Annotated in this window: 17 protein-coding genes and 5 pseudogenes; 10 read left to right on the top strand and 12 right to left on the bottom strand. The window is 62.8% G+C overall.

The features are described from left to right. Window positions 1-305 precede the first annotated feature (305 nt). A complete protein-coding gene (locus PQI07_RS31215) occupies window positions 306-623 on the bottom strand; it encodes a DDE-type integrase/transposase/recombinase (protein WP_446721003.1) in 318 nt (105 codons plus the stop codon). Between the two features lie 79 nt (window positions 624-702). On the opposite strand from PQI07_RS31215, the pseudogene PQI07_RS31210 reads away from it, so the two are divergent. Continuing rightward, window positions 703-1,268: pseudogene (locus PQI07_RS31210) on the top strand (integrase core domain-containing protein); the annotation flags it as partial. 65 nt (window positions 1,269-1,333) lie between these two features. Here PQI07_RS31210 and PQI07_RS31205 read toward each other — a convergent pair. Then, on the bottom strand, window positions 1,334-1,540 hold the full coding sequence (locus tag PQI07_RS31205) for a hypothetical protein (RefSeq protein ID WP_274928765.1): 207 nt from the start codon (window positions 1,538-1,540) through the stop codon (window positions 1,334-1,336). Between the two features lie 95 nt (window positions 1,541-1,635). Here PQI07_RS31205 and PQI07_RS31200 point away from each other — a divergent pair. From PQI07_RS31200 to PQI07_RS31190, 3 genes and pseudogenes are all read left to right on the top strand, one after another. Then, window positions 1,636-1,977, top strand: a pseudogene (locus tag PQI07_RS31200) (transposase); the annotation flags it as partial. 149 nt (window positions 1,978-2,126) lie between these two features. Then, window positions 2,127-3,411: pseudogene (locus PQI07_RS31195) on the top strand (ISNCY family transposase); the annotation flags it as partial. A gap of 47 nt (window positions 3,412-3,458) precedes the next feature. Next, complete coding sequence (locus tag PQI07_RS31190) at window positions 3,459-3,716, top strand: hypothetical protein (RefSeq protein WP_274928764.1); 258 nt, start codon at window positions 3,459-3,461, stop codon at window positions 3,714-3,716. Window positions 3,717-3,992: 276 nt separating this feature from the next. On the opposite strand, the gene PQI07_RS31185 is transcribed toward PQI07_RS31190, so the two are convergent. Beyond that, window positions 3,993-4,241: a hypothetical protein gene (locus tag PQI07_RS31185; protein ID WP_274928763.1), complete on the bottom strand. Its 249-nt coding sequence runs from the start codon at window positions 4,239-4,241 to the stop codon at window positions 3,993-3,995. 184 nt (window positions 4,242-4,425) lie between these two features. Further along, a complete protein-coding gene (locus PQI07_RS31180) occupies window positions 4,426-4,905 on the bottom strand; it encodes a hypothetical protein (RefSeq protein ID WP_274928762.1) in 480 nt (159 codons plus the stop codon). Window positions 4,906-5,251: 346 nt separating this feature from the next. Between PQI07_RS31180 and PQI07_RS31175 the strand changes: the two genes are divergently transcribed. After that, window positions 5,252-5,479: a hypothetical protein gene (locus PQI07_RS31175; RefSeq protein WP_274928761.1), complete on the top strand. Its 228-nt coding sequence runs from the start codon at window positions 5,252-5,254 to the stop codon at window positions 5,477-5,479. A gap of 669 nt (window positions 5,480-6,148) precedes the next feature. On the opposite strand, the gene PQI07_RS31170 is transcribed toward PQI07_RS31175, so the two are convergent. From PQI07_RS31170 to PQI07_RS31160, 3 genes are all read right to left on the bottom strand, one after another. After that, complete coding sequence (locus tag PQI07_RS31170) at window positions 6,149-6,502, bottom strand: hypothetical protein (protein WP_274928760.1); 354 nt, start codon at window positions 6,500-6,502, stop codon at window positions 6,149-6,151. Continuing rightward, window positions 6,495-6,668, bottom strand: coding sequence for a hypothetical protein (locus PQI07_RS31165; protein WP_274928759.1), 174 nt, complete (start codon window positions 6,666-6,668; stop codon window positions 6,495-6,497). The genes PQI07_RS31170 and PQI07_RS31165 overlap by 8 nt, the downstream gene beginning before the upstream one ends. Before the next feature lie 401 nt (window positions 6,669-7,069). Next, window positions 7,070-7,315, bottom strand: coding sequence for a hypothetical protein (locus PQI07_RS31160; protein WP_446721002.1), 246 nt, complete (start codon window positions 7,313-7,315; stop codon window positions 7,070-7,072). Window positions 7,316-7,350: 35 nt separating this feature from the next. Between PQI07_RS31160 and PQI07_RS31155 the strand changes: the two genes are divergently transcribed. The 4 genes and pseudogenes from PQI07_RS31155 to PQI07_RS31140 form a co-directional block, all read left to right on the top strand. After that, the gene (locus PQI07_RS31155; protein ID WP_274928757.1) at window positions 7,351-8,877 is read left to right on the top strand and encodes an integrase catalytic domain-containing protein; all 1,527 of its coding nucleotides are present in this window, start codon (window positions 7,351-7,353) and stop codon (window positions 8,875-8,877) included. A 33-nt stretch (window positions 8,878-8,910) separates the two neighbouring features. Continuing rightward, window positions 8,911-9,300 carry a P-loop NTPase family protein gene (locus PQI07_RS31150; RefSeq protein WP_274928756.1) on the top strand — a complete coding sequence of 130 codons (390 nt, stop codon included), beginning with the start codon at window positions 8,911-8,913 and terminating at the stop codon, window positions 9,298-9,300. After that, window positions 9,300-9,638 (top strand): hypothetical protein, encoded by a 339-nt coding sequence (locus PQI07_RS31145; RefSeq protein ID WP_274928755.1) that lies wholly within the window; start codon window positions 9,300-9,302, stop codon window positions 9,636-9,638. The genes PQI07_RS31150 and PQI07_RS31145 overlap by 1 nt, the downstream gene beginning before the upstream one ends. 124 nt (window positions 9,639-9,762) lie before the next feature. Continuing rightward, window positions 9,763-10,290 (top strand): annotated as a pseudogene (locus tag PQI07_RS31140) (IS6 family transposase); the annotation flags it as partial. A gap of 872 nt (window positions 10,291-11,162) precedes the next feature. Here the strand turns inward: PQI07_RS31140 and PQI07_RS31135 are convergent. From PQI07_RS31135 to PQI07_RS31125, 3 genes are all read right to left on the bottom strand, one after another. Then, a complete protein-coding gene (locus PQI07_RS31135; RefSeq protein ID WP_274928754.1) occupies window positions 11,163-11,720 on the bottom strand; it encodes a hypothetical protein in 558 nt (185 codons plus the stop codon). A gap of 96 nt (window positions 11,721-11,816) precedes the next feature. After that, the gene (locus tag PQI07_RS31130) at window positions 11,817-12,632 is read right to left on the bottom strand and encodes a phosphatase PAP2 family protein (protein ID WP_274928928.1); all 816 of its coding nucleotides are present in this window, start codon (window positions 12,630-12,632) and stop codon (window positions 11,817-11,819) included. 500 nt (window positions 12,633-13,132) lie between these two features. Continuing rightward, window positions 13,133-14,023, bottom strand: coding sequence for a hypothetical protein (locus tag PQI07_RS31125; RefSeq protein ID WP_274928753.1), 891 nt, complete (start codon window positions 14,021-14,023; stop codon window positions 13,133-13,135). Window positions 14,024-14,218: 195 nt separating this feature from the next. On the opposite strand from PQI07_RS31125, the pseudogene PQI07_RS37970 reads away from it, so the two are divergent. Beyond that, window positions 14,219-15,293: pseudogene (locus PQI07_RS37970) on the top strand (IS30 family transposase); the annotation flags it as partial. 729 nt (window positions 15,294-16,022) lie between these two features. Here PQI07_RS37970 and repB read toward each other — a convergent pair. After that, window positions 16,023-16,868 carry a plasmid partitioning protein RepB gene (repB, locus tag PQI07_RS31110; RefSeq protein ID WP_274928927.1) on the bottom strand — a complete coding sequence of 282 codons (846 nt, stop codon included), beginning with the start codon at window positions 16,866-16,868 and terminating at the stop codon, window positions 16,023-16,025. A gap of 158 nt (window positions 16,869-17,026) precedes the next feature. Further along, window positions 17,027-18,256: a plasmid partitioning protein RepA gene (repA, locus tag PQI07_RS31105; RefSeq protein WP_274928752.1), complete on the bottom strand. Its 1,230-nt coding sequence runs from the start codon at window positions 18,254-18,256 to the stop codon at window positions 17,027-17,029. Window positions 18,257-18,470 lie beyond the last annotated feature (214 nt).

Genomic DNA, 18,470 nt, shown 5'->3' with positions numbered 1-18,470 from the left:
CAGGCGCGCTCGGCGACCGCAATGTCGAACTTGCGCGCCTCGACCGCGCTAGCCTTGGGGTTGTCACCGCGTCAACGGCGCCTCCGCCCAGCACTCACAGCTCAATGCTGCGCCTCCACCAACACCGCCACGCGCGGCAGTACCGAAATCATGGCCAGCACTGGCGCACCGCCGTAAACATCTACAAAAAACGATCGCACGCTATTGGCAAAATCCGGGTGGTGTGAGCTGGGTGTAGGACGGGTATCTGGGGGCATGTCGCAAACCCGTATGCGAGCTGCGGAGGGGGGCTCTGCTATCCCGCGTCATGCTTTGATCGCGGCGGGAAGTCCGAAGCAATGCGCGAGTAGCTGATTCTGCTCGGGCACGACCCACGGACCGGCAAAGCCGAAGCCCTTGCGCAGGCATAGCAAGGCATCGAAGCCGCAGGTCATGCGCCGAGCCGTGTTGAACGAGCGGAACCCGCCCACCCACGGCATTGCTTGCTTGACCCGGAAGTGGTCGCTCTCGGTCCCTTGCTGCAGATGCTTGATGACGTAGTGGGTCGGCATCCGGGGTAGCAGGCCCGCTTGGCGGCTCTTGGCTATGGCCAGCGGGCAAGCATGTTGAGGATCATAGGCCAGTTCCGAGGACGTAGTGTCACGCCGGGCAGGTAGGGCTAACGAGCCGTGAACCTCAGCGCGTCCGCGTTTGCAACAGGCCCCGCGCAGCCGCCCGTGGCTCAACGACGGCTCGGGCAAACGACTACGGCCGCTCCACCACAATCACATGTGGTGCTTCGACTTCGTGCAGGCATAGATCCACAACGGCCGGAGCTTGCGCGTCCTGACGCTGATTGACGAGCACAGCCGGGCCCGCCTCTCGCTGAAGGTGGCGCGGCGCATCAACAGCATCGGCGTGATCGAGGCCCTGGCCGATGCGATGTGCCTACATGGCATCCCGGAGCATATCCGTTGCGACATAGCCGCGAGATAGTCTCCAAAGCGCTGCGCAAATGGGCCGCCAAAGCCGGCTTGCAGATCCAGTACATCGCACCAGGATTACCGTCGGGGAACAAATGGTGCGGGAGCTTCAACGACAGACTCCGTGACGAGTGTCTGAGGCAGGAGATCTTCTACTCACTGAAGGAAGTACGGATCGTGATTGGCCTTTGGCAGAACACGTGCAACAGCGTCCGATCGCATTCATCGCTGGACTATGGGCCACCCGTGCCTGTCAGCCACCCGGATCTGACCTTTCGGCTACTCATGGGTGCCATCATGCAGTAACCTCCCATTTGCCCCGCCCCAATATACAGGTCATCGAGTCAGCAGCGCCATTTTTGATGAATTTTCTACATATGCGACACTTGATCCAAGGGCCTTATCCCAACAGCAAGAAAACTTTCAATCATCGCGTTGACCTGATCAGCGACTTCAATCGTGTTGAAATGACCGGCCAGCAATGTCTTGGCAGTCACGAGCTGCGGGCACAGCTTCTTCAGGCGATCAAGGTCGCGCATCTGCTCGATTTGTGGGACCTCGGCCGAAATGTAGGCCATCGGGATCCGACTGTTCTCTGTCAGCACTCCTGAGACAGATTGAGGCCCTTCACGAACGGAGGATGTCTGGTTCATCTTAGCCCCCAGGAGGGAAGATGAAACAGACATCCGGGCCGGCACGTAAGCCGACAGAAGCCGTGATCAAGGACATCCGCCGGGCCACGCGCCGGCAGTTCTCGGCCGAGGAGAAGATCCGCATCGTTCTGGAAGGGCTGCGCGGCGAGGGCAGCATCGCCGAGTTGTGCCGCCGCGAGGGTATCGCCAGCTCGATGTACTACGGCTGGTCCAAGGAGTTCCTGGAAGCCGGCAAGAAGCGGCTGGCCGGCGACACGGCACGGGCCGCCACGGCTGATGAGGTCAAGGAGCTGCGCCGCGAGGCAGGTGCGCTGAAGGAGGTCGTGGCCGACCTCGTCCTGAAAAACCGCCTGCTCAAAAAAACTAGGACGGCAAAGCTGGCTGTCTGGTAGCTTGCGGACCTGGAGACGCCTGATGGAGGCGCGCCCTGTCCCGCACCTAAATTCGCGTTCCCGATCGTGAGCGGACGCTGGTGCCGCTTCGCCGGCTCTGCCCAGGCTGCGGAACGAGCATGCGCATCCGCTACGAGAACCGCCGCACGCTGGTGACGCTCTCCGGCACGGTGCGGCTACGGCTGAAGATCCGTCGCTGCGAGGCGGAGAGCTGTGCCCGCCTCCACACGCCCTACCGACCAGAGGCCGAGGGCGCGCTCGCCCTACCGCAGCATGAGTTCGGCCTCGACGTCGTGGCGCTGGTGGGCGCCCTGCGTCACCGCGAGCACCGCTCCGTCCCGGAGATCCACGCGATCCTGCGCGGGCGCGGTGTCGGGATTGCCGAGCGCAGCGTGACCAACCTGCTCGACCGCTACGACGAGCTGCTGGCCGCCCAACTCGGCGACCCTGTTCACCTGCGCCGGCAACTGGCCGGGCAGGATCGGATCGTCCTCGCCCTCGACGGCCCGCAGCCTTACGTCGGGCATGAAGTGCTCTGGGTCCTGCGCGACTGCCTCTCGGGCACGGTGCTCCTGGCGCGCAGCCTGCTGTCGAGCACAGCCGAGGATCTCGCTATCCTACTGCGCGAGGTGGTCGAGGCTGTGGGCCGACCGATCACGGGCGTGATCAGTGACGGCCAGCACTCGATCCGCAAGGCGGTGGCCGCCGTGCTGCCAGGCGTGCCGCACCAACTCTGCAACTCTGCCACTTCCACTTTTTGCGGGAGGCGGCGCTGCCGATCTTTGAGGCTGACTGGCACGCCAAGAAGGAGCTGAAGAAGGGCGTGCGCGGGGTTCGCCCGATCGAGCGGGCGGTGGAGGGGCGGACCGATCCAGAGGCGGAGTTGGTACGGGGCTACGCGGCGGCCGTGCGCAGCGCGATCACCGACGACGGCCGCGCCCCGCTCGACGCGGCCGGCCTGCGGTTGAAAGGCCGATTGGAGAAGGTGGCCGGGAGCTTGGAACGGGTGCGCTCAAAAGGGGGCCCGGAGCACAGGGCAGCCGCCCGCTCGCGCGGCTCCAGCACCTGATCGAGCGAGCGCTCGCCGGCACGGCGCCGCTCTGGCCTGCGGTGGAGCAGGGCTTCGTCTTCGTGCACGCTGCCGCGCGCCTCTTGGCCAATCCTGCCGAGGAGACGGGAGCCAAGGTCCGGCGCCGCTTCGATGGTCTCTTGGCATCGATGCGGCGTCACCGCCACCGTGTCGGCGATCTCGGGGTCGCCCTCGACCACTTCCGCAAGGTGGCGCGCAGCTACTGGCCCGGGCTGTTCCACGCCGCCGACCGGACCGACCTGCCGCGTACCAATAATGCTCTGGAGCAGCTGTTCGGTTCGCAGCGCTACCACGAACGGCGTGCCACCATCCGTCCTCGGTTCCGCGCCGGAGCCGGGATCCAGTTCCGGGAGCAGAAGGGATGACACGGCTCAGCGGCTACAAGCCGCCAGAGGAACGGCCCGAACGCGGGTTGCCGCGCTGGCTTGTGTTTGTGATCGCCACCCTCGCCTTCAGCACTCCGATCGCGGGGCTGTTCCTGATGATATGGCCAGTCCTGCTGCGGCGGACGAGCCTTGTTGCCGACGGCATCGAGCTGATCTTCTTGGCAGTCGCGACCGTGCTGATCGGCGGTGCCATAGCCTCCTACATCCATCGGGATCGGGGCCAGCGCCTGTGAGCTGGCCCAACTCCGCCCAGCTGCGGGTGCTCTCGTTCCTCTCGCTAGCGCCTACCGGACAGTTCGTCGAACTGGCGCAGCTCGAACAGACGCGGAGGCTCCGCCCCGGTGATGACCTGTTCGTTCCGTCGTTGGTGGATCGCGGCTGGGCGGAGATGCGGCCAGGGCCGCGTTGCAGCGTGCGGATCGGCTCACAGCTGGTGAGATCGGGCCCTCCCCGCCCGTGATCAGATCGGGCGGGGCCGAGGGGCCGATGCCGGCCGTCAGCATGGCCATTCAGTGCGCCGTCGCTGCGTCGATCCGCGACCGAGCGAACAGGCTTGCGCCGATCGCGGCACCAGCGGCCCGAACCAGGCTCGCCTCAGCGCAGGTGGACGCCACCCGCAGGCCGAGGGGCTGTAGGCGCTCCGTTTCAATGCAGTAGGCGGCAACCCGCGCGCGCCCGTGCTCGGGTAAGGCGGACAGCAAGCGGTCGCGCTCGCCATCGTCCGCGCGGTAGAGGGCCGAGATCAGCTCGATCGGCACCGGGTACCGCGCCAGGAACGCCGCCGTTGGTCGGGGTGACGTTGCCATAGAGCCCTCGCCGCTTCGCTGATGCGGCAAGGGTCAGCTGATATGGTTAACAGCACGTTGCAGGCATCGGCGCCGACGCTCCGTAGGATGGCAAGGCGCACGTCGCACGGCAGCTCGCCAAGGCCCGCGTGCAGGCCTACCCCTTGAGCTGCTTGTTGCAGGCCGAGTAGTAGCCGCCACCCTTCTGGATCCACTTGGCGTCGCCGAGGGTGCCTGCGGCCTTGGCCGCGTTGTAGCTGTCCAGGCAGGTATGCATCCGGGCCTTGCCCGCTGACTCCTTGGCGTATTTCGGGTCGATCGCCCGAGGGTAGGCCGCCGATCCGAGGGACGGCGCCGCTGTCGTCCTTGAAGTTGTCGTGGTCGGTGCCGGCGCAGGTGGAGCGGCCGTCGAAGCCGCCGGGGACAGCGGGTTCGGCACAGTGGTAGTGGCAGCGTCGGACGCCGTGCCACATTCAGCCTTGCGGAAGTCGTTCCACTTCTGGCCGTTGAGTGTCCCGGCCTGCTTGGCGGCCTGGTACTTTACCGAGCAATCCTTGGCGGACAGGGCTGCGGCTGGCGTGGCGAAAGCCGTAGCGGTCAGGGCGAGGAGGGCAGCTGAGAGGATGGGCCGGACCATAGTGCGACATCTCCAAAGCGTTGTGATTTCAACTGTGCAGGGCGTGACATCGAACTAGTGGAACACGCCGAAGAACCACAGCAGCAGGATGATCGGCAGCGGGATACCCAGCAGCCAAAGCAATCCACCTTTCATCATGACAGCCTCCGTTTCCTGCCTACTCCGCCCAAGGCTTGGGCGGTTATTGGCGTGAACGCACGAGGGTGTGAAAGCGATGCTATGCATCAGCATGAAAGCTGGGGATACTGCGCAGAAGGATCCTGTACCACCACTATAGCCAGCTATCTGGTGTCTGCCGCACGATGCCCGGCGACACCGCTTCGGCGTTGCGGATCTGCCGGGCCTCATGGATCGCCTTACGGGTCAGGCCCAGATCCGTGACGGCAGGGATGTTCCCGGCCGGAACATCCCTTTTGCCCTGGCCACCGTGCCCCTGTACCTCGCCCCGCTGCTGCGCGGCGTCGTACTCATCCGCCAGGCGGCGCTTGGCCTGGGCCTCGATCTCGGCGGCGCGGTGGGCCCGAAAAAAATTTGCGGAAAGTGCACTGAACTGAGCACCCGAAAAGGGTTCTAGCGCGCCGAGAGCCTAACCACCCCGGCGCGAGGCCGGCAGGGGTACCCGGGCGCCCAACAGCCCATGGTCACCTCGACGCACAGGAACCCAGAGGATGGACATGAGTGAAAAGTACAAGCGCGACAGCGCAGGCCAGCTGTACGCACGTGTGGAGAATGTACGCATAACTGTGGCACACAGAAGCGGCGCTAAGGACTGGGGAAAGCGCAGGGAGTTATCTGAAAATATCGGCCTATCAAGATGCCACTTCGGAAAAACTGTTCCCAGGCCCTGATATTCCCATCAGGAACCAGCGCTCCGACGAGGACATCTTGGACGCTGCCGTTGCTCTACTAAGGCTCCTCGTCTCATAGCCAGGAAGGGTGCGCCCAAGCACCCGCAGCTCGGCCGGTCTCATCCGCGAGAGCGAGACCGGCCGGGCGACGGCGGCACCTGCACCTGCTACAGCAGCGCTTCCCCTGCTGATGCGCCCGAGGTGTTCGCGCCCCATACGGTGCTGTTGCAGGCGGACACGCGGCGACAGGCAGGTGCGGGCCAGTTCCCTGTACCTTGCCCGTGAGGCCTTGGCCGGGCAGCTGCGTGAGGGTCGGCGCATGCGGGGACTGGAAACCGCGGGGCGCCGGCCCACGGCCTGTTAGTGCGGGTGGTAGGCGGCGGTACCGGCGCGGATCAGCGCCGCAGGGCCGCGATCCAGGCCGCCACCGGATCCACCACGTACGCCACGTACGCCGCCCACGTCCGCGCCCAGCCACCCAGGGGCAGATCGGCGTCCGGCCGGGCCGCCATCAGCGCCGCCACGTAAGCGTCCTCGTGGGGTTTGCACTCGTCCAAGGCGTTGCGCTCCCGGCCGGGCCGGCTGCCGTACTCAGGCTGCCGGTCGTACGCCTCGCGCACGCACCCGTGCCACGCTCGCTCAAGGGCGGGCGGGTTGGCCGGCTCGGCCGCAAGGGCCGAGACCGGCCCGACACCCGCGAGGGCCACGAGCAGGGCCAAGGCCTGGATGTGCAGCGGCCGCTTACTCATCGTCGTGCGCGCCGGCCGGCTGCGCATCCGCCACTACCGATGCCCCAGCCATGTTGCCGGTGGCCTGCTGCAGCTCGTGCTGGGCAACGCCGTCAGCCAGCGCCGCCAGGGCAGCCATCAGCACCAGGGCGATGGCAACTCGGATCAGGATCGGGCGGGTAGGCATCGGCGGCATCCAGGGGCACCACCGGCGTACCAGAGGCCCATGGGCTCAGCTGCCGCGCGCGGAGCACACTAGGTACAGAAAGCGAACGGCAGAGCCTGCGCCGCGCGCGTAGCGCCAGCATCAGCTCATGAAAAAACCCGCCGACCTGAGGCAGCGGGTTGTTGCAGGGTCCACGCTCTTCAATCCGGACTGTCCATTGCCGCCCGAAGAGCCACTATCCCTGCTGGTCGTGGTTGGGTGGACCGTCCTGGTCCGCATCGGCGATGCGCGACGTTCGGGGGCTGGTGCCGTGATGTCTCATGGCGAACCTCCTCTCCGGTGTCGGCGCCGCATGCGATGCGCGCCGAGACGTCGAGGCTAGGAGCCTCCATGAGTGATAGCAAGGCCCAGACGTGGTTGGTCTACTCGCAGACCTCGACCCGGCGGATGTGCTCGTATCCGTACGGGTCGATGTAGGCGCGCCGCTCGAAGTGGCAGGCTCCGTACGGACCTGGCGCGACGTAGACCGGCCGGCCCGGGTAGTATCCGTTGTTGGCCGAAGCGATCGCGCTGCCGGCCACGACGCCACCAAGCGCGCCAAGCGCCACGGCACCCCGCATTGCCTCGCCTGAAATGCTCCCGAACGTTGGGTCGTTGCCGCATCTGATTTGCTCCCGACGCAGGTTTGGCGACGGGGGTGGCGATGAGGCGGGTGAGCATGGCGACGCGCGATGAGCTGCTTATGGCGTTGGCGGCCCGGTACCGAGGCAGCGGACGTGCGGACAAGACCCGCATCCTGGACGAGTTCGCGTCCGTGACGGGCTACCACCGCAAGCACGCGATGCGGCTGCTCCGGGCCGGCCCACCGGGACAGGCCCCGGCAGCACGGCCGGAACGGCGAGTCTACAACGCGGCGCTGCGCGAGGCGCTGAGCGTGCTCTGGGAAGCTTCCGACCGGATCTGCGGCAAGCGTCTGAAGGCGATGATCCCGACGTTGCTGCCGGCGATGGAGCGCCACGGACACCTCGACCTCGTACCCGAGATCCGGGCTGCGTTGCTCGCGATCAGCGCGGCGACGATAGACCGGGCGCTCGCTCCGCAGCGCGAGCGTGCCGGCGCCGGTACGCGCCGCCGCAGATCACCCTCGGCGCTGCGGCGGTTGATCCCGGTGCGGACGTTCTCGGACTGGAACGACCCGCCGCCCGGCTTTATCGAGGTCGATCTCGTGGCGCATTCCGGTCCGGTCGCTTCGGGCGCCTTCATTCAGACGCTGGTGCTGACCGATATCGCCACCGGCTGGACCGAGTGCGCCCCGCTCTTGTTCCGGGAGCAGACGCTGCTGGTCGGCGTGCTGTGCGAGGTGCGCGCCCGGATGCCGTTCCCGCTGCTCGGGTTCGACTCGGACAACGACAGCGTGTTCATCAACGAGACGATGCGGGACTACTGCTTGGCCGAGGGGATCGTGTTCACCCGCTGCCGGCCCTATCGGAAGAACGACCAAGCCCATGTCGAGCAGAAGAACGGCGCGATCGTGCGCCGCATCGTCGGCTATCGGCGGTTTGAAGGCATGGCGGCCGCCCGTAAGCTCGCCGCGCTCTACGCGCGGACGCGGCTGTTCGTGAACGCATTCCAGCCGTCGTTCAAGCTCGCCGAGAAGGAGCGCGACGGAGCGCGGGTGCGCAAGCGCTATCATGCGCCGGCGACACCCTGCGACCGGCTCCTGGCCGATCCACGCATATCCGAGGAGGTGCGCCGCAGGGTCGAGGCGGAGCGCGCCGATCTTGATCCGGTGCGGCTGCTGGCCGAGATCCGGAGCGGGCAGCACGCCCTCGTCGCGATAACCGAGGGCACCCTCGCGCTGCCGGTCGATACGCCGGCTGCGCCCATCCCGGTCGCCGACTTCCTGGCGGGGCTGCGCACGGCTTGGCAGATGGGTGAGGTTCGACCGACGGCGCAGCCCACGCTGAAGCCGAAGCGTGGACGCCGTCGCCCCGATCCCCTCGTCGCAGCCACCGACGACCTGCGGTCCTGGTTCGAGGCGGACCCTACGCAGACCGGAAGCCAACTACTCCTGCGCCTCCAGGCCTCCAATCCCGACCACTACCCCGACGCCCTGCTCCGAACGGTACAGCGCCGTCTCCGGATCTGGCGCAGAGAGGTCGCCTCCCAGCTGGTACTCGGCATGCCGAGTCAGCTGCCAGCGGCCGCGCTCTCGGGAACATACGCGTGAGGCAACCTGCCCAACGTTCGGGAACATTCCTCAATGAGGCAACACGCGGGCGCCCTCGGGGCCGCCTTCGGCGCCGTGGTGGCGATCGTTGACCTGGCGCTGATACCAGTAGGTGCCTCCATGCTCGATATCCGCGGGGCCGCCGAGACCGTGGGGATCGTGCGGCGGCATCGGAAGGCCGGCGGGCGGGGCCGCCCCGACATTCTCGTGGTCCCCTCCCGCGTCGATCGGCGCACCGGATCGGGCCGCGATGTGGTTGGGACGCTGGCCGGCCTTACAGAGCCCGTAGCGCCCCCGATAACGCTCAAGGCAGTAGTGGCGGACAGCCTATCTGGTGGCGAGCCGGTGCCGGCAGAGACACCCTCGGGCCAGGAGTTCGTGGCCCTGGCCGAAGCTGTGCGCGTTCGATTGGAGACGCTGTGATGTCCCCCAAGCCCCGCAACAAAGCCAGCATGGACGCCGAAGCCGTCGCCCGCATGATGGCCGCCCAGGACGAGGAGGACGCCACCCCGGTGGCCGAGACCGCACCACAGGAACCGTCACCTCAGGCCCCTGCGGTGCCCCCTCCCCCGGCAGAGCCGCCGGCGGTGCCTGCATTCGACCCGGGCAAGGTCGATGGGCGAACCCTGCGTCGTACCGGCCGCGAGCCGTTCGCCACCCGGATCAAGCCAGAGACACACGAGGCGCTGAGCCGGATCGCCTACCACCGACGCATCACGATCGCGGAGGAGATGGCCGTCGCGGCCTTCGATAGAGGCTAGAAAGCTCCCCGCATGATAGGCGCAAGATCGCGCCTTGAAGGATGCGAGATGACCGCAACAGCGTGGATCGCCCTGGTGGCACTGGCGTTCGCAGGCTCTCAGACCTGGATTGCCCGCCGGAAGCCTACGCCAGTTCCGTCGGCCGCACTGCGGCTCGGTGCGGATCGACGAAACGTACATCAAGGTTCGCGGCCAGTGGCGCTATCTCTACCGAGCCATCGACAAGTACGGCGAGGCGGTCGACTTCCTGCTCACCGCCAACCGCGACCTCCATGCCGCCAAACGCTCCTTCCGTAAGATGCTTTCGGCCGAGCCGCTGCTCGCCCCGGACCGCATCGGCACGGATGGCGCCGGCCCCTATCCATCCGCCATCGCCGAGAGCCGGGACGAGGGCCTGCTACCCCGGACGCCGACCCACTACGTCACCAAGCACCTGCAGCAGGGCATCGAGAGCGACCACTTCCGGGTGAAACGCCCCATGCCGCGGGTGGTTGGCTTCCGCTCGTTCAACACGGCCCGGCGCACGATCTGTGGCTTCGAGGCGATGCTGTGGCTGCGCAAGGGCTTCGGCTTTGCCGGCGCGTGGACCGTGCGCGAGCCGAACCGGCTGCTCGGGGTCTGCTTCGGACTTCAACCGGTTAACGAAATCTGAAACCGGGGCGGTTCTCGCCTTTCCTGCGGCCTTCGGGACGGCTTGCGACAGGCCCTTCACGATCATGGGCCGGCTCCGGATCGGAGCCGCAAGTTCGACGGGTATGGCTAACGACCCGTGAACGGAGGCGCATGCGCGTTTGCGACACGCCCTGCGTCCGCGCCGTCGTCGATCGCGGATCTTCGCCCGGCCGCTCGCGTGGCCTCAGGCGAGGTCAAACAGTTCGGAGACAGGTGGGATGCCCAGCAGGCATTCCAAACTATAATTCGGATAGCCCAAAATCAGTCAGTCAGTTCACCGGCCATGCTGTGCTCCCTTTGAGTGGGGTCGCGCCGTGGGCATTCCAGCGCGTGCACCACGGTCGGCGCCCGCGCGATCAGACCCTGACGAGGACGATTTCGCAGGGATGACACTTGCCGCTTGAGGAAGACCGTCCTTAGCTAGTGGTCGAAATCCGACGCTTGGTACCCGCAGCGAGGGGCCGCTTCCGACCCCTCGCCGACCCTCAGAAGGTCCGCTTTCCGGCCGCTGGGCGGACGATGACCTACGACCGGAACAGACGGGTTTGCGACCGTCTGCCTCTGAGCAGCACCAATATGCAACCAGACAACACCACTCCGCTTGGTGTCGATAATGAATAATATTCAAGACAAAGATTGTAAAAGAAACTTGATGTGCTAAATAAAAACGCCAACAACATAGAATAAGACGCCGTCGGATGATCGTCATATTTTGAACTTAAATAAAATCAATGCCGAGTACTATGTTTTCTGCAATATAAATCAGCAATTATCGATTTCGTTCCGTTTCAGTTACTCTATAGTAATGTCCGGAAATTTTTTCAACAGTTGTTCTAGCATTGCTATTTATCGCTAAGAAAGAAGATCCTGGCATGGCAAAAATTCGATCAATGTTTCCGGATGACGCTCCACCTGATCTGTCTCATCGAAGACAACATACTCATAAACTCCGTTTCCGTAATAGTTAAGCTGCGTCCCCTCAAGAAGAACTATCATTCTAAACGGAGAAGAATTTTTGGAGGGTTCAGGAACAGTGTTACCTTGGATGTTATTAAGGGAGTTGCGCTGCGTTTCGACGATCTGATCAAATTTTGTAAGTCGGGCCTCGAATAATGTGTTCGAGCAGAAATATGCGCTCAAAGACATCAAAGTTATCCCAACGAAAATTGACGCTGCTCGCCGAAATCGTAACTTTAGTATTTCCAGCATTGAATATATAAAACCTATAACGGCAGCAAATTTTATTATCGCAATAGAAAGAGACGTCCAAGCGGGCCTGTCCGTTAAATCAAGCCAAAGATACGCAACAAAAAGTAATCCAGGGATCAGTAGGAATTCAGCTGCCCAAGAGTCTTTCCCGACTGTCACATTTCCGTCCGTGCTGTGCTTTCGGATCTGCTTTGGTCTCACGCGATATGCTCCGATATGTAAGATGACTCCGAAATCTGCAGATCATCGATTAAAATTATGAGGCCCCATTATCGATCATATGGTTTGTACGCTTTCTTATTTTCTGGATTGTATGGTGGGAACCCTGTCACCAGATATTGCAGGAAATTCAGATTTGATAAGACCGTCTGAAGCATAGATGTGTTTTGTGACGCAGACAACAAAGAAGCTCAAAATCAATCCACCGAGAAGGTCTATTAAATAGTGACCACCAATCGGGATTGTTGAAAAAACGACAACAACAGCCCAAGCCCAAGAAATTTGAGCTATGCAGTTGGTCCTTCGCCAAGCGTAAGCTGTCAGCACAGCCATCGCAGTATGAAATGAAGGAAAGGTGATTACGCCCTGAAGCTGCGTAACATCGATCACGCTCGGTTCGGCGCTGTAGAAAATGCGGAACGCGGGAAGATGATAGTTTCCAGCAAGAGGGAGGCGAGCGATTACGTCGCTTGACACCCCTAGCGTGGCGAAAGCTCCGATAGCAGGAGCAATCAGGGCAATTAGAGAACAGATGAACGCCGTTGCAATTATATTCAGACTAAAGCACCAAGCTTCATCATAATTACTTATCAAACACTGACCTATGAGCGTAGCGAAGATTAAGGGTATTGAAGCTTGATAGGCAATTGTTAGTAGATTTACTATGGTCCCATCCTGCGACAGAAACTTCGACACAGAAGCGGCATCGAAACCAAGCGCATGGTCGGCTCGCACGAGCAGTGTGTCTATGAGTGGCATTCGTAGCTGAAGACTAGCCAGGGCGATGACGCCGACGCTACAAAGGCCAATGATGGTGATGGCAAGGGAACCAAGTAGCGTTGCCAGTAAGGGTGACGGCCGCATCGCCGAATAGTACGAGTGCAGCAAGAGCATCAAGAAGAGGACCCCGCCGGGAAATGTTATGCTAGGGGCAAGGCGAGCGCCCGATGCTACAAGAACCGCGGCGGCGATAGCTATCGTGCAACCCGCCACTGAAAACGCTTGCGCTCGATACCGCTGCATGATGCCTACCTCGTGACTGGAACGAGGTAGCAGCCAGGAGTTTCGAGGTCGTTTCAGGAGGGCCCGACAACGAATTTCCGCCCCGACCGGAAGATGCCGGGCGGCCGACGCATTACCATCACTGGGAAGCGCCGACGGCTATCCGAGCGTTTGGCTTGGGTCGGATGCGGAACGTCCGCTTCGAGGCGAGCGGCTGACTTCCGCTTCCCACCGACGCTGTGTCAAAACGCGGAGGCGGTAGAAGGACCTTCTCTCGAACTCCCTGCCGATATCGAAAAGAGCACCCTGCTGGCCTTGGGGTCGCCATTTGGAGGGCGGGAATTTCTCGTGCAGAGAAGATTGTTCTGCAACTTCGGAGCGCGCCTGCGTTTTTACACACCCTCCACCCGTAGCGGACCCTGACGGTGGGTACCAAGCGTCGGATTTCGACCACTAGCAGCTGTCGTGTCGCGCCCTCCCCTCGACGTCACGCGACGTTTCGCACCATCTCGATCAAGCAACAGCAGGAGCGCGGCGGCAGCCTTAAGTCCGCCGCTGGGCGAGATCCAGTACGCGAAATCCGGCTTGGTCATGCGCTTGCCGGGTTGCAGGGACAGGTCCCCTTTCCACGCCCAAAGACCAAAGCATGACGTTGTTCGGTCGGCCGCGACATCGTACCCGTCCTGCTCACGGCTTTCCTTGTATGCATCGGCGACTGCCGAGACGGCCTCGTTGAAACAGGCTCCCTGCGGCAGCAGTGCGTGGATGCATCGGGAGTACCCGAGGACTGAAAATATGATGGGGGCAGAAATGCGGCGCCGCCTTGCTTGACGCAACGCGTCCAGAGGCCATTTTGTGCTGCTCCTCGACTCCGGCGCACAAGGTGGAAGTGCGCATTTCCCGAGAAACTGCGCTTCCATTCCTGCTGCGTTGAGGATCCCGTACTCCCAGGGTCCTCTGACGATGCGCCGGGCACTGAAGCTTTCATGATCCCAAGCGAAGCCGAACAGGAGCTCGCCAGCTTCGACGTCGAGGTAGTTCATCGACTTGTGTGTCAGCGCTTTTCCGTCAGCGGGTTGGGACTCCTCCAACATGGGACAGGCTGCGGACTGAAGACGATAGTACCTGATGGTGTATCCATCGACTTGTGCCACGTGCATCTGGCCACGCGCGTCTTCGACCCGCTGGCCGTGCTTTCTCAATATGCGAAGTGCGGCTTCCCCGACGATCGGAATAGCTTCGTCGCGCTTGAGTGGTAGACGGTCGAAATAGCGGATGCTCATGTGGGCCTCGCATGCAGACCCTCTTTCAGATCACCTGGTTTGCGACTCTTGTCAAAGGGACACCGGCCGGGATCTCAGGTCGGTCCACACGCGAGCCACGCCCGGTTTCCCAAAGGCTCCAGATCTTGCGAGGATGGAGCCGTGACGAAGCATACCCCACCTTTTTCTCCCGAGGTCCGCGAGCGCGCGGTGCGGATGGTGCTGGAGCACCAAGGCGAGCACGGCTCGCAGTACGGCACATTCCGCTCGATCGCGGCCAAGATCGGCTGCTTGGGTGAGGCGTTGCGCAACTGGGTGCGCCAGGCCGAGCGCGACCGGGGCGTGCGAGCCGGACCGACGACGGACGAGCGCGAGCGGATCAAAACCCTGGACCGGGAGAAAGGCGAGCCTCGGCAAGCCAACGAGATCCTGTGCAAGGTGTCCCCGTATTTTGGCCAGGCGCAGCTCGGCTTCCGGTTCCGGTCATGATCGCCTTCATCGACGATCACCGCAGCCTGTACGGTCGTCCTTCGACAGGCTCAGGATGAGGCCGATCTGCAGCGTGCTGCCGATCGCCCCGCCAATGTACCACGCCTATGCTGCGCGGAGGGCTGATCCTGGCAGACTGCTGGCCCGAGCCAAGCGGGACGCGCGGCTCATGATCGAGATCCGGCGCGTGTACGACACCAGCTTCCGGGTCCACGGCGTGCGCAAGGTTTGGCGGCAACTCGCCCGCGAGGGGATCCTGGTGGCGCGCTTCACAGTGGCGCGGCTGATGCGGACGATGGGCTTGGCCGGCGTCGTCCGAGGGGGCAGGGTTCGCACCACCGTTCCCGATCCGGCCGCCTCCTGCCCGCTTGGCCGGGGCAACCGGCAATTCAAGGCCGAGTGCCCGAGCAACTGCGGCGCTCCCTAGTTTGGGACCAGGGATCGGAGATGGCCGAGCACGCGCGGCTTCGGATCGACACGGGCGTGCAGGTCGACTTCTGCGATCCGCGGCCACCTTGGCAGAGGGGGACCAACGAGGACACCGATGGGCATCTAAGGCAGTATTTTCCCAAAGGCACCGATCTTGGTGCTCATAGTACGAGCGACCTCGTAGCCGTAGCCGCAGCTCTCAATAGCAGATCACGCAAGACACTCGGGTGGCGATCGCCCACCGAGGCACTGGACGCCGTGCTCCGATCCGTTCAGGAGGGCGTTGCGACGACCAGTTGAGACCGTACAATACATGAGCATCCGCTACACCGAGCGCCTCGCCGAGGCGGGTATTGAGCCTTCTGTCGGCAGCGGTCATTAGCGACGGGCCACGATCAGCCGAAGCGAATGCCATCGAGGGGTGTGATCGGTCGGTCCGGCCGCAGACCATCACCAAGGGCAACGTACTGCCTCCAAATCTCACGCGTCTGTGTCGCCTGCCGAGATGTCGCAGCGGGGCGCTACGTCCGCCGATCGAATGGATTATGCGGCCGCAAAGATGACGACGGCGTCGATCCGCCGGAATGAACCACCAGCTTCAGATGAGAATTAACTATGTCGCCCAGTCATCGCGGCAGTGTGCGATGCAAATGTCGAGTCACGAGGAGCAGCCCCCCTCCCCTTCCGATCACAAATTCGGTCGGCCGACGTAAATCAGCCTTCGAGAACTCATGATGTCTGGTTTGACGATCGAACCGGGTCGATTGTCCGGGCCACGACGCCCGACGCTGCCGGTCTAGCCCCAGCGGCTCGTTTTGCGCGGTCTTCTGATCGCCTAGTGGGACGTTTCCACACCGCGAAGCGGGATTGGCACCGACAAGAATGCGATAGATCCAGGCTCGCAATCGACCGATCGAACTGCGCCGATCACGTGTTCGTCGACGCATATCCTGAGGCAGTCATACCTTGGAACCGCCGTCGGTGTCGCGAAGCACCGATAAGGGACGGCTTGCCGATTGTCGAGACAGGACCACACATCCTCCAAGCACATCGCACTCGGCCGTCCCGATGCCCCTTCGTATCGGTTTCATTGCAGCCGAATCTACTTCTTGCTCGCCCGAAACGCGGCAAGCATCTCGGGAAGGCGTTCGGCTAGATACTCGCCGAAGCCGGGTACGGTCATTTCCTCGGTCGTCACGCGTACTCCCGAAGCACTCCTTTCCACACGGGCGAAGCGCATACCTTTGCCATCCTTGAGGGTCTCGACCATCGGTCTCGCCCTTCGAACGGTCTGAGGAGCCAGATGCGCCAGGATCACTGCGAAACGCTCGCTGGACGCTCTACCATGCAGAGCAGGAGAGGCGAGGGCAGCCTCAATGTGATCGGGAGCAGCAGCTTTGATGCGTTCCGCGAGGGTCAGCCAGCGCGGTCGGCCAATTTTTGGAGCAGGTCCAATCACAGCGAGGATCGGCGAAGGGATCGCGGAAGCCACGGCGAGGTAGTTAACGAGGTCCGGCCGATGAACGCCCATGGCCTTGAGTATCGTCTGACGGGCCACCCCTGCCCGTTCCATATTCAGCGCGAAGTGCGCTCGCTCTATGTAGCTGAGATCCTCCCTCGCTAGATTCTCAGATCCCTGGGCAACCAGAAGATCGCCATCGCTAAGCTCGCGTACGACCGCTTTTACCGGTTTGCCTAGAATCCTGGCTGCACGCGTGCGTCGCCGGCCATACGCGATCTCGTAGCGGTCGCTTTTCGTCGGGTGGGGACGAACCAGGATGGGGGTATGCTGCCCCTCTTCGCGGATCTGTTCCAGGAACGCATCGAACATCGGATCGGTCGGATCGGGAATCCTATCGGCGATCTCCGACGGTTCGCATAAGTCCGGGTCGAGCTCGACGATCGCGTCGGCCGGAGCATTGACGTCGGGCCGGGAGGCTGCCCACATGGCTGCCACGGACCGCGCCGCATTCGGCCTTTTCACGGGGGAGGGCCCCGTAGCACCTGCTACGGGGCGGTAAGTCCCTGATCCTTCAGGTTCCGGCTGCTCTGGCAAGCTTGCCGGCACGGGCGTTCCCATGATGGCGCTGAGACGTTTTTTCTGACTCACGACCTTCCCCATGCACGGGCTATCAGCTTCTCGATCTCGCCGTTCACGGCATCGAGCGCATCGAGAGCGCGGCGGTACGTCGAACCGGTTACTTCATCCCGGCGGAGCGGCGTTTCATAAACGGTCTGACCGCGAAGGCCCGAATTGGATATCGCGACGGATTGCAACATCGCCTTCGTCAAGACGCGATCTCCGAAAAGACCTCGGAGCATCGCGACAATCTCGGTTTGCGGAGTATCCTGAGGTTCGAAACGCGTAACTAGGTATCGGAACCAATCGTGGGTGGGCGCAGCGCCTTGCTCCCGTACGGGAGCCATCAACTCATCCATCATCTTCAGGAACTGATGCATGCTCGACACGTCGAGCATTTGCGGGTGTATCGTGATCAGAAGCGACGTCGCTGCGCAAAGCGCCGCGATGGTCAAATAGCCCAAGCGGGGAGGGCAGTCGATCACGACAACGTCGTAGCGCTCACCAACCTCGCCGAGGGCCATCGCCATCCGGGCGAAGAAAGGCGGCTCGACATCACCGGGTCGGCGCCGGGCGGATTGCATCGGCGCTTCGAACTCGAACACCTCGAGTTCGAGATTCGCCGCGACGAGATCGAGCCCTGTGAAGTACGTTTGCATGATCACGTCGCTAAGCGGTCGCCTTTCGGCGCCATACTGAATCGCGTCGTAGATGGTGGGGTAAGGCTCGCGCTCGTTCTCAGGCCTGACCCCAAGCAGAGTGGACAAACTGGCCTGCGGATCAAGATCTATCGCGAGTACGCGGTAGCCTCTCAGAACGAGAGATTGGGCAAGGTGCGCGGAAGTCGTAGTCTTTCCGGAACCACCTTTGAAGTTAACGCAGGCGATAACCTGCAGATGTTCACCCTTGGCCGGATCCCGATGCGGCAAGTAGCGCTTTCCCACTCGATCGATCGCGTCGAGATGCGCCCGTAGAGCGTGAATGTCGGCGAGGGTGTACATGCGACGCCCCCCAGGTGCGACCTCCGCCTCCGACACGAGCAGTTCAGGTGAGAGTTGGCGGATTCTGCTGTCGGTAACTCCTAAGATTCTAGCCACTTCACCGGAAGTAAATCGCCTAAGCGTCTTGGCCTCGGCCGGCGAAAAAACAACAGCAGCGATCTCTCGGAGTTTCGAGCCGAGTATCTTCGCGTCATCGCCCGCGGTCTGGTTTGATGCGGGCACCAGCGGCCCGCCGTATGGAACATGCTGGTTCATCAGTCCGATCCCGCTTGCGCTGTATGGTTAAAAACCACCAAATCACCGCAAATGAAAGGGATGATCTGCGAAGATGACCGCGACGGGAGCCTTATGTGACCGGAAAGCATCGCGAGATTGCGGGATGGGAAGCGGTCGCCGGCGGCCAGCCCAATTGGTTCGCGGCTCGTCCCATTTGCGGCGCCGACATTCCTAAGCCAAAGTTTGAGGTCAT

It is taken from the genome of Methylobacterium sp. 092160098-2, from assembly GCF_028920805.1.
GTDB classification, from domain to species: Bacteria; Pseudomonadota; Alphaproteobacteria; order Rhizobiales; family Beijerinckiaceae; genus Methylobacterium; species Methylobacterium fujisawaense.
The sequence above is the reverse complement of the archived record's forward strand: the minus strand, read 5'-3'. Positions and strand labels throughout refer to the sequence as shown.

What these genes read in the sequence shown, in the direction of transcription:
- PQI07_RS31205 (WP_274928765.1), bottom strand. Translation starts at nt 1,540, where the DNA reads ATGGCCTACATTTCGGCCGAGGTCCCACAAATCGAGCAGATGCGCGAC.
- PQI07_RS31190 (WP_274928764.1), top strand. Translation starts at nt 3,459, where the DNA reads ATGACACGGCTCAGCGGCTACAAGCCGCCAGAGGAACGGCCCGAACGC.
- PQI07_RS31180 (WP_274928762.1), bottom strand. Translation starts at nt 4,905, where the DNA reads ATGGTCCGGCCCATCCTCTCAGCTGCCCTCCTCGCCCTGACCGCTACG.
- PQI07_RS31175 (WP_274928761.1), top strand. Translation starts at nt 5,252, where the DNA reads ATGGATCGCCTTACGGGTCAGGCCCAGATCCGTGACGGCAGGGATGTT.
- PQI07_RS31170 (WP_274928760.1), bottom strand. Translation starts at nt 6,502, where the DNA reads ATGAGTAAGCGGCCGCTGCACATCCAGGCCTTGGCCCTGCTCGTGGCC.
- PQI07_RS31165 (WP_274928759.1), bottom strand. Translation starts at nt 6,668, where the DNA reads ATGCCTACCCGCCCGATCCTGATCCGAGTTGCCATCGCCCTGGTGCTG.
- PQI07_RS31155 (WP_274928757.1), top strand. Translation starts at nt 7,351, where the DNA reads ATGAGGCGGGTGAGCATGGCGACGCGCGATGAGCTGCTTATGGCGTTG.
- PQI07_RS31150 (WP_274928756.1), top strand. Translation starts at nt 8,911, where the DNA reads ATGAGGCAACACGCGGGCGCCCTCGGGGCCGCCTTCGGCGCCGTGGTG.
- PQI07_RS31145 (WP_274928755.1), top strand. Translation starts at nt 9,300, where the DNA reads ATGTCCCCCAAGCCCCGCAACAAAGCCAGCATGGACGCCGAAGCCGTC.
- PQI07_RS31130 (WP_274928928.1), bottom strand. Translation starts at nt 12,632, where the DNA reads ATGCTCTTGCTGCACTCGTACTATTCGGCGATGCGGCCGTCACCCTTA.
- PQI07_RS31125 (WP_274928753.1), bottom strand. Translation starts at nt 14,023, where the DNA reads ATGAGCATCCGCTATTTCGACCGTCTACCACTCAAGCGCGACGAAGCT.
- repB (WP_274928927.1), bottom strand. Translation starts at nt 16,868, where the DNA reads ATGTGGGCAGCCTCCCGGCCCGACGTCAATGCTCCGGCCGACGCGATC.
- repA (WP_274928752.1), bottom strand. Translation starts at nt 18,256, where the DNA reads ATGAACCAGCATGTTCCATACGGCGGGCCGCTGGTGCCCGCATCAAAC.